At 43.7% G+C, this 15,668-nt stretch carries 12 protein-coding genes; 4 read left to right on the forward strand and 8 right to left on the reverse strand.

Annotation, left to right across the window (positions count from 1 at the left end; all coding sequences use genetic code 11):
- Positions 1 to 18: 18 nt before the first annotated feature.
- The 6 genes from BQ9856_RS00545 to BQ9856_RS00570 form a co-directional block, all read right to left on the reverse strand.
- Positions 19 to 843, reverse strand: a complete 825-nt coding sequence (locus BQ9856_RS00545; protein ID WP_077609253.1) for a carbohydrate ABC transporter permease — start codon at positions 841 to 843, stop codon at positions 19 to 21.
- On the reverse strand, positions 833 to 1,708 hold the full coding sequence (locus BQ9856_RS00550) for a carbohydrate ABC transporter permease (protein WP_077609254.1): 876 nt from the start codon (positions 1,706 to 1,708) through the stop codon (positions 833 to 835). Before BQ9856_RS00550 ends, BQ9856_RS00545 begins: the two co-directional genes overlap by 11 nt.
- Before the next feature lie 5 nt (positions 1,709 to 1,713).
- Positions 1,714 to 2,520, reverse strand: a complete 807-nt coding sequence (locus tag BQ9856_RS00555) for an HAD-IIA family hydrolase (protein WP_077609255.1) — start codon at positions 2,518 to 2,520, stop codon at positions 1,714 to 1,716.
- Positions 2,521 to 3,372 carry a MurR/RpiR family transcriptional regulator gene (locus BQ9856_RS00560; RefSeq protein WP_077609256.1) on the reverse strand — a complete coding sequence of 284 codons (852 nt, stop codon included), beginning with the start codon at positions 3,370 to 3,372 and terminating at the stop codon, positions 2,521 to 2,523.
- A 24-nt stretch (positions 3,373 to 3,396) separates the two neighbouring features.
- Positions 3,397 to 4,209: a metallophosphoesterase family protein gene (locus BQ9856_RS00565; protein WP_159441910.1), complete on the reverse strand. Its 813-nt coding sequence runs from the start codon at positions 4,207 to 4,209 to the stop codon at positions 3,397 to 3,399.
- Positions 4,210 to 4,273: 64 nt separating this feature from the next.
- Positions 4,274 to 5,608 carry an ABC transporter substrate-binding protein gene (locus BQ9856_RS00570; protein ID WP_442855451.1) on the reverse strand — a complete coding sequence of 445 codons (1,335 nt, stop codon included), beginning with the start codon at positions 5,606 to 5,608 and terminating at the stop codon, positions 4,274 to 4,276.
- Between the two features lie 293 nt (positions 5,609 to 5,901).
- Between BQ9856_RS00570 and BQ9856_RS00575 the strand changes: the two genes are divergently transcribed.
- The 4 genes from BQ9856_RS00575 (at position 5,902) to BQ9856_RS00595 (ending at position 12,224) form a co-directional block, all read left to right on the forward strand.
- Entirely contained in the window at positions 5,902 to 7,710 is a 1,809-nt protein-coding gene (locus tag BQ9856_RS00575) for an aminotransferase class I/II-fold pyridoxal phosphate-dependent enzyme (RefSeq protein ID WP_077609259.1), read from the forward strand.
- Positions 7,711 to 7,726: 16 nt separating this feature from the next.
- Positions 7,727 to 8,311 carry a class I SAM-dependent methyltransferase gene (locus tag BQ9856_RS00580; RefSeq protein ID WP_077609260.1) on the forward strand — a complete coding sequence of 195 codons (585 nt, stop codon included), beginning with the start codon at positions 7,727 to 7,729 and terminating at the stop codon, positions 8,309 to 8,311.
- A gap of 762 nt (positions 8,312 to 9,073) precedes the next feature.
- Positions 9,074 to 10,234: a tyrosine-type recombinase/integrase gene (locus BQ9856_RS00590; RefSeq protein WP_077609262.1), complete on the forward strand. Its 1,161-nt coding sequence runs from the start codon at positions 9,074 to 9,076 to the stop codon at positions 10,232 to 10,234.
- A 217-nt stretch (positions 10,235 to 10,451) separates the two neighbouring features.
- Positions 10,452 to 12,224 (forward strand): methyl-accepting chemotaxis protein, encoded by a 1,773-nt coding sequence (locus tag BQ9856_RS00595; RefSeq protein ID WP_077609263.1) that lies wholly within the window; start codon positions 10,452 to 10,454, stop codon positions 12,222 to 12,224.
- Positions 12,225 to 12,277: 53 nt separating this feature from the next.
- On the opposite strand, the gene BQ9856_RS00600 is transcribed toward BQ9856_RS00595, so the two are convergent.
- A complete protein-coding gene (locus tag BQ9856_RS00600; protein ID WP_077609264.1) occupies positions 12,278 to 14,161 on the reverse strand; it encodes an ABC-F family ATP-binding cassette domain-containing protein in 1,884 nt (627 codons plus the stop codon).
- Positions 14,162 to 14,275: 114 nt separating this feature from the next.
- Positions 14,276 to 15,577: a DUF1576 domain-containing protein gene (locus BQ9856_RS00605; protein ID WP_077609265.1), complete on the reverse strand. Its 1,302-nt coding sequence runs from the start codon at positions 15,575 to 15,577 to the stop codon at positions 14,276 to 14,278.
- Between the last annotated feature and the right edge of the window lie 91 nt (positions 15,578 to 15,668).

Raw genomic sequence — 15,668 nt, forward strand, 5'->3', positions numbered from 1 at the left:
TTTTTTCAACCATCATACTCATCCTTTTATGCCGGACATTGCAAACGTATTGATGATGAACTTCTGAAAAATAAGATAGAGGCCCAGAGGCGGAAGCATGGTGAGAACTGAAATTGCCATGGCGACGGTAAATTCTGTTCCGCCTTCTGCGCTGATAAACGTCTGCAGCGCGAGGGAAAGAGTATAGTTTTCCCCGGACTTTAATATTAACATAGGCCAGACGTATTCATTCCATGAATTAATAAAAAATATAATTCCGGTAGAAATGACCGCGGGGCTTACAAGAGGCACGACCAAATCCTTCATCAGCCTGAAGTCCTCAGCGCTTTCCAGATAAACCGCTTCTAACAGGGAACGCGGAATCGTTTTCATCGACTGCCTTAAAAGAAAAATCCCCAGTGCATCGCTCAGCTGCGGCAGGATGACGCCAACAAGACTGTCCCGCAGCCCAAATGCCGAAACAGTCAGGTAATTTGGAATCATAGTTACAGTAAATGGAATAAACATCGTACTGATCAACAAAAAATACAATACCGTTTTCCCTTTAAATCCATAGTAAACAAAGGCATATGCCGCGAGGAAGCTGGTGACCGTTTTAAAAACCGTCACCGTTGCGGAGATAATAAAGGTATTCATGGTGATTTTTAAAAACGGCAGTTCTTTCAGCACATGGATATAGTTTTCAAGAGTCGGATGATCCGGAATCAAATCAAAGGATTTGCTGTAGGCTTCGGACAGGGTTTTAAACGAATTTGATACGGCAAATATGATCGGCATAATTGAAGCCATGATAATGACGATAATCAGAACATGCCATTTCAATTCTCTTGCATTAGTTTTCATAATAGACTCCTTTTTCAACAAACTTAAATTCCAGGTATAAGAGCATGGCGAAAAGTACCATGGTAACGATGGAAAAAGCAGCAGATGAACCGGTCTTATAGAGGGTGAAGGCCTGATGGTAAGAGTTGTAGATCATATTGGAACTGGCATAATTCGGCCCGCCCTGGGTAATGACTTTGATCGGCGTAAAAACGTACTGGAGACCCTGCACAATGGTAATCACAAGTACATAAATCCCGGTGGCAGAGCTCATCGGGAGCACAATGTCCAGAAATATTCTTAAATCGGGGACATTGTCGAGCCTTGCAGCCTCAATTGCTTCTTTTGACACACCGGAAACCCCGGTCAAAAGCACAATAAAATTGTATCCGAAAACCTTCCACGATGTGATAATGCTGATGACGATTAATGCCAGACTCTCACTTTTGGACCATACCGGCAGCGTGATTCCAAACATTTTTGCCACGGCTGAGGCCGGACCGGAAATCGGGTTCAATATCCACAAATAAAGCATTGACCCGACGACAAGCGAGATGACGCCCGGCAGAAATATCGCTCCTTTATACAAATTCCGTCCTTTATTTATAATATTTGAGAATATGAATGACAGAATATAGGGCGCTGCAAAATTTAATATTAAAAGAATCAGTATGTAACAAATTGTATTTTCCATGATTTTATAAGTAAGAGGGTCCCGAAACAGTTCGATATAATTTTCAAACCCTACAAATTTCTTTGCCGGTTTGATCATATTCCAGTCAAAAAAGCTTAAATAAACCGTATTGGCAAGAGGCCAGAACATGAACACTGCAAACGTTAAAAAGGACGGCAAAAGAAACAGATAAGCCTTTGTTTTCCTGTTCATTTTTATTATTCTCCATTGTAATGTGATTTTTCAAGCTCCAGCAGGCCTTTTAAATTATCAAATATTCTGTCAGGTAAATTTACATCGTCCTCTGCGATATCGTCTCGTCCGGTGATTCCTGTCAAAACCAGATAAGACATCATGCCACAGTTTTTTGCGAATGCAATATCAGTGGCCATATTATCCCCGACAACACAAAAATGCTGACTTCTTCCGGCACTGCGTTTTAAAATCTTCACCAGAAAATGAGGACTCGGTTTTCCAACGATCCCTGGCTTCCGCTTTAAGGAATCTTCAATAACTGCGTTTATGAAGCCCGTGTGGGGATATGAGTGCCGCATTCCCGGTATAAAAAAATCGTCATTTGTTGACAGACAGACCGCTCCGTCATGGATGAAACGAATACAATCCTCGATTTCCGCAAAACGTGTATTTTTATCATAGCTTACAACAACAACCTTTGGATCTTGACTGACAAGCCGGAAGCCTGATTTCAAAAGATGACTTTTGAGCCATTCGGCGCCCGCAACAAAAATCCCGTCATTTTTATAACATTCATTCAGGATATCGGTCAGCACATCCGCAGCGGTAATTATATTTTCCGTTTTGACTTCCATGTTCAGGTTCTTTAGTTTTTCACATATATTCTGGGAAGACAGGGCGCATCCGTTGGTGATAATATAGAATTCCCTCCGATGATCATTCAAAAAACCGATCAATTCCGGCGCATATGGCGTTGCATCATCTTCTAAAGTCAGAGTCCCGTCCAAATCAAACAGGTATGTTATATCTTTTTTATTTTTTTTATTCATTTAATATCTCATCTTATTAATAATATTTGAATTTACTTCGATTCTCTTGGAAGTTTTCTCATAATCTAAAAGCCCGAGGCAAACACATATGGCATCGAGCAAAACAATGTGCGCGACTCTGGACGTGATTGCTTCCTGAAAAATCTGCTGTTCTTCTGAACATATGATAAGGCTGACATCCGCGACTTCCACAATTGGACTTTTCGGAGAACTGGTAATGGCAATGGCAGAGGCGCCGGAGTCTTTCGCAAGTTCCAGAAACTCAATCGTATCCTTCGTCCGTCCCGTATGGGAAATCCCTACGGCGACATCCGCTTTTCCAAGTAAGCTTGCTGAAATTTTTGCCTCATACTGGTCGGCAGCCGCATAAACGGGATAACCGATCCTGTGAAGCCTGTTATAAGCATCCCGTGCGATGACTGAGGAAGTATAAGCACCATAAAATTCGATTCTTTGGGCGTTTTGTAACAGTTCAACTGCTTCTTTAAAATCAGCTGTGTTTAGTAACCGGCTGGTGTTTTCAAGAACACGTATACTGGATGCAAACACCTTCTGAATCACCACTTCAACCGAATCCGTTTTGCAGATGTCCTCGTAAATCAGGTTTGCGTCCGGAGTAATATTTCGGGCGAGATTGATTTTAAGCTGGGTGAACCCTTTTAAATCCAAAATCTGACAAAACCGCACAATGCTTGATTCCGCCGTGCCGACGTTTGCAGCGAACTGCGCAATCGTCATATCAATTATTTTCTCTTGGTTTTCAAGAATGAAATCCGCAATTTTCTTTTCTACATTATGAAATGTAGGATACATATTTTTTATCAGAAGCCTGCAGTCCAAATTCTGTTCCATAATCCACTTTCTTTCCAAATTATATTATTTAAGAATCGTTTTTAATGTGTTGATCGGTATTTTTGCGGCCATTTTGCTTTTCGCCTGAACCATTTCATGACAAACAAATATCTCCCTATCTCCGACCGTGCAAAGCCCAAATCCACAGCGGTCGGATACAAATGCCGACTGATCATCATAATCAAACCCAAAAGCGGATGATTCCGCAACCGACTGAAAGATTCCTTCACAAATAAAGCTGCTGCCTTTGTGGGTGTGACCGCAAAACACACCTCTGTTATTTGATTCTCTTATGCTCCTCAACAGTCTGTCAGAGTTTTCAATGGCTAACAGTGGGTTGTCCCAGAAAAGAGGATGATGGGAAACAATGATATTTCCTTTTTCACAGGGTTCCGACAGACTTCTTAAAAGCCAGTCAAGCTGCCGCTCATCGATAACACCGCGTCCATGGCCGGCCTCAGCGCTGTCAAGAACAATCACTTTCAGCCCTTTTACCTTTTGGGAATAATAATACCGCTCCAGCGAATCTTCATTTAAAAATACTTTGTTAAATTTATCTTTTCGATCGTGATTTCCTAACGCCAGAAATATCGGTATACTTATCCCACTTTCCGTAAGAATTTTTTTCAGGCATTCATAGTCTTTCGTATCGCCCTCATGTACCAGATCGCCGCTTATAATAACAAAATCAAGATTCATTTGTTTTATTTTATCAAGCAATTCTTTCAGATTAGCATTGGGGTCTTTAACTTCCTTAAATACATAATCCAGATTGGTTTCCAAATGATCAATCTTTACATGCGTATCTGACAAATGCGCAAATCTTATACTGTCCATAAAATACCTCTGCTTTTTTGATTGAATGCGAAAGGCAGGAACAGGATCGCTCCTGCCTTTCATATCACTGATCAGCTAATAAATCATTAATTTTATCTTGCGTTTCCGTGAGGCCATCCCTGGCTCCAACGGAACCGTTTAATATCTGATCCCTGATATCGATCAGCATCTGTTCTGCTTCAAGTCCGGCATCTCCGGGGAACGATGCCCATGATGTCACTCCTTCCATTTGTGATGCCGCAGCGTTGAACATTTCGTTTTCCTCAACAAAGGATTTCAGGCCGTTTTCTGCATCAATAACATCTTTACGCGGAGGGACATATCCCGTGCCTTTTGTCCATGCCGCCATAGACTCGACGCTATAAAGATATTTCATAAACTCCCAGGCAGCTTTTTTCTGCTCCTCATCCTTTGCTGTGATTGCGAGGAAACAGCCGCCCGCGGGTACGACTCTCTGTTTGCCTTCCCAGACCGGCGAGCTTACCGCCCTGACATCAAACGTTGCATTTTTTTCTATACTTGCCATAAATGCGATTGTAGTATGCAGCATCGCAACCTTTCCGTTTAAAAACGCCTGGAAGCCTTCGTCCCATGATGCATGGATCGCTGATTCATCTTTTAAGACCATATCGGCATATGCCTGAAACGCTTTAATACCTTCTTCGGATGCGAATGCAGCCTTCGTCTTGCCGTTTTGAGTTGTGATCATTTTACCGCCGTTGCTTTCAATCAATGCCTGCTGAGTCCAGCTGTCCGGACCTTCCCTTGTGTAAAAGCCGTAATTGCCGGTTTGTTCTTTGATCTGTTTTGAAAAGCTGATCACTTCTTCCCACGTCGCAGGTCCGTCTTCCGGAAGACCTGCTTGTTTTAACAGGTCCGCGTTGTAAAAGAGGACCGGCGTACTAAGCGAATAAGGCATCCCGACCTGCTCCCCGTCGTTTGTAGCAGCGAGGTTTAAAACATTCGGAAGAAAATTATTGCTTAAGAAATCCTTATCTTCCGGAAAATACTGGTCAATAACATCCTGTGGCCCGGTATACGTGAAATTGTTGGCGAAATAATTCAGATAGGTCCACCCAACCTGAACAATCGCCGGCGCGTTTCCGGCGGCCTCCTCAGCCTGAAGGTTCTGCATAAGTCCCTTATATTCATCCGCATTGTACCTGTTTACTACCTCAATATGATCGTTTGACGCATTAAACTTATCAATTAACTCTTTAACCGTCTTGCCTCCGACGCTTTCCGAATTGATATTCCAATACTCAATAACTGTTTTCTCCCTGCTCTCACCTGCCGCCTGCGACGATACGGTTTCCCCGCACGAAGATGAGCAGCCAGTAAGAAAAACTGCCCCAGCCAATCCCATAGCTGCAATTTTCGTAAAAATTTTTTTCATCATTATCACCTCTGAATATTGATTTTAAAAGTGTCCTGCAAAATAGTTTTAAAAAATATAATACAATTTAGAATTTTATTCCTGATTTACTGCCGGCGGAGGAATTTTATTCTTTGAGTTGAGTTTACTATAACAACAGGCCCTCTGCTATCAGCAAGCAGTAAATTTTAAGTAAATTTTCTGTTAAGCAGATAAAATGGAAATATTTATTTAAACCTCTTGACACAGCAATTACAAACTGCTATGATGTTCATTAAATGGAATATTTATCTTTTTTTGAACAAAAGGAGGGTATTATGCAAGCAATTATTCTGGCAGCCGGAATGGGACGGCGTCTAAAAAAGCTAACGGAAAATCAGCCCAAATGTATGGTTCATGTAAACGGTATCCCCATGATCGAGCGCATGTTAAAACAGCTGGATCATTACCATTTGAACCAGATCATCATAGTAACCGGACATAAGGGCAAAGAGCTGCGTTCCTTTATCGCCTCCCTCTCCATACATACGCCGGTCACATACATCGACAACCCGGTCTACAAAACAACAAACAATATCTATTCCCTTTATCTGGCAAAAGACCACCTGCTTAAGGATGATACGCTTCTCCTGGAATCGGACTTAATCTTTGAACAGGAGGTGCTCACTCAGATCATAAACGATCCCTATCCCAATCTGGCTCTGGTCGCCCATTTTGAAAGCTGGATGGATGGGACGGTCGTGTTACTGGATGAACAGGACAATATCATGAAATTCCTGACGCGGAAGGATTTTAAGTTCGAGGATATTCATACCTACTACAAAACCGTCAATATTTATAAATTCAGCCGCAGCTTTTCCGCCACCCACTATGTCCCGTTTCTGGAAGCATACAGCAAGGCTTTGGGGAACAACGAATACTATGAACAGGTGCTAAAGGTCATTTCCCTTTTGGATGACCATGATTTAAAAGCCACCAGACTGGAAAATGGCTTCTGGTATGAGATTGATGATGAACAGGATCTGGATATCGCCGAATCCATATTTACGGACTCCCAAAGCAGGCTTACCCGGTTATCCAGGCGTTACGGCGGCTTCTGGCGGTATCCCGGCCTGTTGGATTTCTGCTACCTGGTCAATCCCTATTTCCCCAACAGCCGGTTAATGGGAGAAATAAAAGCCAGTTTTGAAGAGCTTGCCACCAGTTATCCTTCCGGCCTTGATGTCAATAACCTGCTGGCGGCAAAATCCCTGGGGTTGGACAGAAACCAGGTCCTCACCGGAAACGGAGCAGCAGAGCTGATCAAGCCCTTGATCCGCAGCTTCAAAAATGCCGTCGGTGTTCTGCGCCCGTCCTTTGAGGAATATGGAAGCTGTGCGCAGAATGCAATTCCTTTCGCTGTTCCTTCCCCGGATTTCACCTATACGGCACAGGATATTATGGACTTTTATAAGGATAAGGAGCTGGATGCCCTGGTCCTTGTCAATCCGGATAATCCGACAGGCAATTATATTCCAAAGGCTGATGTCCTCTCCCTTGCCGGATACTGCAAGGCAAGGAACACGGTTTTCATCCTGGATGAATCCTTTATTGACTTTTCCTCTGCAGAGGAATCGCCGTCTCTTATGAGCCAGGAGATACTGGATGCATACGAGAACCTGGTTCTTATAAAAAGTATTTCAAAATCTTACGGAATCCCGGGATTACGGTTAGGGCTGCTCACCAGCAGCAATCCGGAGATTTTAAACCTGGTACGGCAGGAGCTTCCCATATGGAACATCAACTCACTGGCAGAATATTTTCTCCAGATCTTTGAGAAATACCAATCAGACTACCACGAAGCCCTGGAACGTTTTAAAGGCACCAGAGAGGAATTGTACCGGTCGCTCCGTTCCATCCGGCAGCTGAAGCTTTACCCTTCTGAAGCCAATTTTATCATGTGTGAAATAATTGACGGCTGTTCCGCTTCCCAGATCGCGGAGCTGTTACTAAACCGCTACAACATTCTGGTAAAGGATCTATCCCACAAGCCGGGAATGGAAGGCAGGGAGTTTATCCGCATCGCAGTCAGAACAAGAGCAGACAACGAGCGTCTGGCGGATGCGCTGAAACATATATTACGTTAATCATAAGGAGGCAAATATGAACGCACAGGAAACAACACAGGAAACCTGGAAACAGATCTGGACGCGGAAAGGACTGAAAGAGGGCTCTGCCACGGACCTTCTGGCATACGACGGCTACGAAGCCACGAAGGTGGATATGGAAGAAGTCGCTTATCAGATAACGAAACGGCTGGATATACAGAAGGACGACAAGGTTCTGGAAGTGGGCTGCGGCGCCGGGGCTCTGGCTCAATATCTGGACTGTGATTACGTAGGAATCGACTACTCCCCTACGCTGGTTCAAAAGCATATTGAAATTCTTCATCACTCTGTTTTAACCGGTGAAGCCGCAGACCTGCCCTTTAAGGACAAATCCTTTGACAAGGTCATCTGCTACGGAGTTTATCTTTATTTTGACGATAAGGAATATGCAGACAGGGCGACAAAAGAACTTTTACGTGTGGCGAGAAAAGGAGTATTGATAGGAGAAATCCCCATGCGCTCTCACCGGGCGGAACACCTTCTTTTCCGCAAAGAGGAATTTAAAGGCTGGGATATCAGCGACGGGTTTTATGACCCTTATAGAAATGACCGGTTTAATGCAGTTTATATTTTCTCTTAATACCGGCCTTAACCGCAAAAGACGGGCTATCGCCGCAAGGCTGATAACCCGTCTGAATTTTTCTCTTTTCCGTTTTCCAGGTGGTTTATATGCACTTTCTGACATCATATCAGCATTTTCTTTCCCGATTATTTCCATATGAATTCCTTTCAGTTACTCCATCAATCAAACAGAAAAAATGGAAAAAATTGTATATAGCAAGTTTTCAAGAAATCATTATAATTATATCCAATATGATGAATTGGAAATTAGATTTCTGGTATTTCCAAAAGGAGTGATGACAGGGCAACGCATGAAATGAAAAATGGATGAAGCATAATTTCGGATAAAGGAAAATAAAAGTAAGAGTTCAGAAATTATCTGTATAGTTTATTGAATAATGATTTTCTCTTTATAATATTTTATATTTTTCTATATAATGAAATTTTTTCCATATTTTACTTTCAATATAGTGTTTTTTTTATTAGATACACACATTTTCACATACTTCCCATAAACATATCCATTTGCTATGCTTTATTGATAATTATTGTCATTAATTGCAATAAAAGACGCAGTTTAACCAAAACCACGCCCCCCTATTTAGACAAATATCGACACCATTTATTATATAATATAGGATTATTGTTTGTCAATCGAAAGAAAAATAGTATTGAAAATAGAATTCAAATGGATTTTAATAAAAAATATGAAGCATTTCAGGCGAATTTCAAAACATTCGCCGTCAAAAATTACGTCACATCGAAAAGGAGCAATTTGAATATGCCACGTAGAGGAGAAAATATCTATAAACGCAAGGATGGCCGCTGGGAAGGCAGGCAGTTAAAAGAGGATGGAAAGTATCAATATTTTTATGGCAAAAATTATCGGCTGGTCAAAGAAAAGATGAAAAATTTCTTAGAGAACGGAAAATCGATTGAAAAAAAGCACCTTTCACCGGTCAAAAATGCGGCCCTGCTATTTGAAGCCTGGCTGGAGGGGGAAACTCTTGAACGGGTAAAGCCCTCTACTTATGAAAGCTATTATAACTGCATCCAAAAATATGTCATTCCATATTTTGCAAAGAGTGAGAATACACAAATTACAGCAGATTCGGTTTCCGGATTTGTGAGATCTCTGAAAGAGGATGCTTCCATTTCTGTATCATACAAGAAAAAAATACTTGCGGTATTCAAAACAGCCTTGCGGGAAATACTGAAAAATTCCCGGGATTGTTCCATCATTCTGGAATCAGTCAAATTGCCAAAGACAGAGCAGAATGAGGTGCAGATCTTTACCACGAATGAACAGAGGCTTATTGAACTGACAGCGCTGAACTTTGAGGATAAACGGGCTCTTGGCATAGTTCTGTGCTTTTATTCCGGAATACGCCTCGGAGAACTCTGTGCTCTTAAATGGAGTGATTTTGATATAGAGGCCGGAACAATGTCCATTAAACGTACGGTAACCCGAACCAAAAATTTCGATTCAAACGAAAATAAAACTACTCTGAATATCGGAACGCCTAAAAGCCGGACCTCCTCAAGAAAGATCCCCCTTCCGGCGTTCCTTATAAGAATAGCAAAGGAATATATTCTTTGTGCGGAAAAAGAGAACTATTATATATTAACGGGAACCGATAACCCCCTTGATCCCCGCGCCTACCAAAAGCTGTACAAAAAGGTGCTGGCAAAAGCAGGCGTCAAGGATCGTAAATTCCATGCGATCCGCCATACCTTTGCTACGAGAGCACTGGAACTTAACGTGGATATTAAAACGGTGAGCGAGATACTGGGACATTCCAATGTTGCTATAACCATGAATGTTTATGTTCATTCCCTTATGGAACAGAAAAAAATAGCAATTGAAAAGTTCAATGATATGCATCTGGCAAGCATGGAACTTGCAGCAATCGCCGTCACTGCTTCCGTCATAACTGCCTGAAAATCCAGTAAAACCAGAGATTTTCAGCCGGCATAACACAGTCTTGGTTAAACTGCGAACTTCGTAATGTCCGCAAAATATTGTTTTTTATTGTATACCGAAAACGGAGCTTCGGACGTTGTGACGTATACAGCAGTTCGTGTTTTGAGGAACATGGCAGACGAAATAGAAGCAATTATACATAAAAAACGAATGAGAAAACCAGGAGGCTATCAGAATGAAAAAATTCAGCGATTTTAGTATTACTCGAAAACTGCTCACAGCTTTTTTAAGCATGGTAATTACAATGCTTTTAATCGGCGGCGTGGGCATCTTTGGCATGCTTCAGATCAATAAAATGGATACATTTATGTATGAAGAACAAACGGCCCCCATTGAACACCTGATCACTGCAACTAAAAATTTGTATCAGTTTCGTGCGGATTCCAATGCAATGATTATCCATGCAGGTGATGCAAAGGAAACGGAAACCCTGGAGCAAAATTATCTGACTGAAAAAAATAATTTTTTAAGCAGTGCCGCTGCTTATCGTACAAGCATTAAAAATGCGGAATCTCTTGCTTTGCTTGATGAATCAACACAGATATTTACCGATGCTTATGACCCTGCTATACAAAAATGTCTCACCGCAGCAAAAGCCGGAGATAAGGACGCTGCATTAACCGCTCTTAGCCAGGAATCGGATAACATTCAAAAGATATATGACAATTTCGACAAGCTGGTTAATCTTCGCATGAGTATGGCTCATCAAACCAGCAGATCAAATGATTCAACAGCAATTATGCTGACTGTAATTCTTTGCATCATTGTTGTGGCCGGTACCGTTTTTGCGGTATATTTAAGCCTTAAGATATCCCGAATGATCAGCAGGCCCATCGGACAGGTTGTGGAAGCTGCGAACAAAATCGCCCTGGGACATTTGGATATTGACCTTCAGGATGTTAATTCCAAGGATGAAACCGGCCAGCTTGCCTCTGCGTTTACCGAAATGCTGGAGGGCATCCGCAAGCAGGTGCTGATAGCGGAAGAAATCAGCAATGGTGATTTTACACAGGAAGTACCCCTTCGTTCCGGAGAGGATGTACTGGGTCTTGCACTGCAGAAGATTGAAAGAGATCTCAACCGGACGCTGCTTCTTATCAGCGAAGCTGCCGATCAGGTCAATACCGGTGCAGAGCAGGTATCCTCTGCTGCACAGGCGCTTGCATCCGGTTCTACCGAGCAGGCTGCAACCGTTGAGGAACTTAACGCAGCCATTTCCACAGTGGCAGGACAGGCAGATCAAAACGCCACCAATGTCCGCTTAGCCTCTTCGTATATGGAGCAGGCCGGGGCCGGAGTGGTTGAAAGCAATACCCACATGCAGAACCTTAACACCGCAATGAACAAAATCGGAACAGCCTCAGAAGAAATTTCCAACATCACAAAAGTGATTGAAGATATCGCCTTTCAGACAAATATCCTTGCTTTAAACGCCGCAATTGAAGCAGCCCGTGCCGGCAACGCCGGAAAAGGCTTTGCGGTTGTTGCTGACGAAGTACGCAATCTTGCAACGAAATCTGCGGAAGCTGCCAAAGAAACAGCAAACCTTATCATGCATTCCGTGGAAACCATTTCCGAAGGCGAAGAAATGGCAACCGAAGCCGCAAGGATCCTTGAAGAGGCCGCTGAGAAATCAAAACTCGTTGAACAGGCGATTCTGGAAATCGAATCTGCATCTACCGAACAGGTGGCTGCGATCGAGCAGATCAATCAGGGCCTGTCACAGGTATCTGCCGTAATACAGACAAACGCAGCTACCGCAGAAGAAAGCTCTGCCTCCAGCGAAGAGCTGGCGGCCCAGTCTCAGACATTACAGCAGGAAGTCCGGAAATTCAAATTAAACGGAGAAGAATCGGATTTCCGTAAAGAGTACGTTCCTGCCAGGAAGAGCCTGGATCCGGAATCCAACGCCAGACCGGCTGCCGGATACGGTTCCGGAAAATACTGAGAAAGCAGGTGGCATTGACGGATCTTTCGTCAATGCCACCCGCTTTTTTTGTGTCACATAGTTTCTTCAAAAGCCGTATCATACCATTCCAGGCAAAGCGCCTCCCATTCTTCCCATGCCCTTTGGCATTCTTCCTTTAACCTTTCATAGTCTCCGGCTTCTTCCCATGGTCCGCCGTTCCAGAATTCTTCCGATTCCATCCACTTTTCCTTCATCATTTCCACGCAGGAAGATAATTCTTCCACCCGTTCCTTTGCCGGCAAAAGCCTTTCTAAAACCAGACCAAGCTTCCAGTCCAAATAAGCTTCCTCCACCGGAATCTCTTTAAGCCTGTGCCGCTCTGCTTTTGGGACAGCCCGCATCCCGGCGATCAGAGCCTGTTCCTCAGCCTTCATCCGTGCGGCAATGTCATCTCCGCTCTCCGCTTTTCTTCTTCGCTCCAGATAATGTTCATAGCCAAAAGGATAGGAAAAGACAGTCCGGTCCTCAAATATCAGAACCGATTCTGCCACCCGGCTTAAAAAATAGCGGTCATGGGATACAAATAAAATGGTCCCTGTATATGCGCGGAATGCAGATTCCAGGGTTTCCTTTGCCCTTATGTCCATATGATTGGTAGGCTCGTCCAGGATCAGGAAATTGGGTCTGCTCTGCAAAAGCTCCGCCAGGACCAGCCTGGATTTTTCTCCCCCTGACAGAAGGTCCACCCGTTTCCCGGCTTCCTTTCCTCCGAACAGGTACGCCCCCAAAATGCTGCGGACCTCTTTTTCCGTCAGGGAGGGGAATAAATCATGGAAATGCTCTGCCACGGTTTTTGTGGAATTCATTTCTGACGAATGCTGGTCAAAATAGCCGATGGTGATCTGATTTCCCAGGGAATATTCCCCGGAAACAGGAGATAAAAGTCCTGCAGCCGTTTTTAAAAATGTACTTTTTCCGGCGCCGTTGGAACCAAGGATTCCGATCTTCTGACCTCTGCGGATTCTCATGGTTATCTCTAAAATAGGTTTATCATAACCGATTTTCAAGTGCTCTGATTCAAACACCCATTTGCTGCCTGGAAAGGCCGGCTCCAAAGGTCCGGTAAACATATGGATATCGTTCTCTTCCGGCCTTGGAACCGGAACGATCCTCTCGACCGCCTTCTTTTTCGACCTGGCAAACGCCGCTTTGTTCGGCTTATTCTTAAACCGTTCCACTATGGCCTCCAAACGCCTGATCTCCTCCTGCTGTCGTTCATAAGCCTTTGTCTGAAGCCGGACCGCCTTTCCCTTCTCTTCCCGGTAATGCGTGTAATTGCCCGGATAGCGGGTAAGCCTCCTCCCTGACAGCTCATACACGACAGATACCGTCTGATCCAGAAAAAACCGGTCATGAGATACCATAACCACCGCTTTTTCATACTGCTTCATATACTGCTCCAGCCACTCCGTTGTTTCGATATCCAGATGGTTGGTGGGTTCATCCAAAAGCAGAATATCCGGTTTTAAAAGCAGATGGCGTATCAGGGCGATTTTTGTCTGTTCACCGCCGGAAAACTCAGAAAGCTTCTTTTTTTTATCAGCTTTTGAAAATCCCAGTCCGGTAAAAAGCGTATCGTACTCCCGCTCATATTCAAACCGCTCTATGGCAAAGGAATCCGGACAGGGACAGGAGGATAAAAGCTCTTCCCAGACTGTCCTGTCCCTGTCCGCAAATGCCTGCTGCTTTAAATACCCCACAGTCGGCTTCCCGGAACAGAGGATTCCCGGGCCTTCCCTTCTATCATCCCGGTCTAAGTCCAGTTCACCGGCAATCAGCCTTAAAAGCGTCGTTTTGCCGGCCCCGTTATTTCCCACTACCGCTATTTTTTCTTTGCCATGTATTTCAAAATCAATATGTGACAGAATCAGATTCCCGCCGGCGGTGACTGTTCCATCCTTTATCTGATATAACATTTTTGCTTTCCTCTGATTTTTCTTTTTGCCTTACTGTTCATTCCTCCCATAGTATAACCCTTTTCTCATCTTAATGCCATAATGACTTTGCAAAGTATGCTTTATAATCGTTACCTACAGCGATACATGAGTCTTGGCCCTGGCGATCCTGTCACGGATGGATTGGAGTACCGGCACCATGAAGGTTGCGATGAGGCCGCCTGCAAACCCGTTGTTATAAAGGTTCATCCCTCCATATACGATCCCCACGTTAAGGGCCACGGAAGAATGGAGGAATCCTGCCAGGATTCCTGCGATAACTCCGAATTCCCCTGCAACCGGCGCCAGTGTTGTGGACAGAAGAAGGGCTAAGAGCGCATTGGGATCCGTAATGCTCCAGATTTTAGTACCGCCTCCCAGAATGACTCCCGCCATGACCGGTAAGATGTTGCGGATGTGCTTCCCTGTAGCGCTGAATCCCACAATGGTAAATATCCCGCCGATGGTAGGTCCATTTAAATCGCCTCCCACCATCAGTATGACCAACATTGATACAATGCCGTTAATTCCCATATTAAGTAAGGTCGGCGCAAAGCCCTCACTTTTTACATAATCGGTCCCGCTGATGCCATAGGTTTTTAATATTTCCAGGTACCGCCTTCCGACATTGTCCGATAACAGGAAGGAAAATATCACCATTCCAAGAAATAAAAACAGGAGCAGCCTGGCAAACAGCTCATTCTGGCCCACAGACCAGATCAGCCTGGCCTCAATATCAATCCCAAATGATTTCATCAGGGATACAATAACCGTGGCAATGATGCCGGAAGCAAAACCTACATTATAAAGGGAATATCCCTTATGAGAGTAATGAGTATGGGTAGATAAAGGCGGGAGCACAAAACCAATGCTCAGCCCGACGAAAATGCTTAGGATCAGCCTGACCGCCAAAGGAAGATTGCCGATCTGCATGATCTGCGTAATGACCGGGGACAGACAGGTCCCGTAAAAGCCCACATAAATATAACGTGTTATGGAAGTTTTGTGATAATAAGAATACAAACAGATTCCCATCATGATGGCCCATATGTTCAGGATATTTTTCCCAAACAAAGAAAAACCAAACATGAGGAAGCATGAAGTTATCGTATGGCCGCTCATCTCCATACCCAGAAAATACACAATTGCAATGCTTAATAAAGTTAATACGCCCGCGTTAACAAACGCGGCTCCAATGCCCCCAATGGCAATGTAATCCGTAATCAGGAAATCCGGCTCCCTGACGATCGTAATGATACCCCTCCAGATTTCATCAAACGGCTGCAGCAAGAATCCTGCAACAATAAAATAAATCGGCACCAGGGCAAGAATCTGAAATTTTGTCCGCCTGGACAGCGGTCCGCAATTTCTGAATTTGAATGAAGGTTGTCCTGTCATGTCGTTCCTTTCCTCTGTATGAAATTTTAGATACGGAAGTATTTTATCATTTTTAAAAAAGAGGTTCAACTCTTTTTTTCAAAGATTGAAC

Origin of the sequence: Clostridium sp. Marseille-P2415 (assembly GCF_900155545.1) — a bacterium.
In the GTDB taxonomy this organism is placed as follows: Bacteria; Bacillota; Clostridia; order Lachnospirales; family Lachnospiraceae; genus Lacrimispora.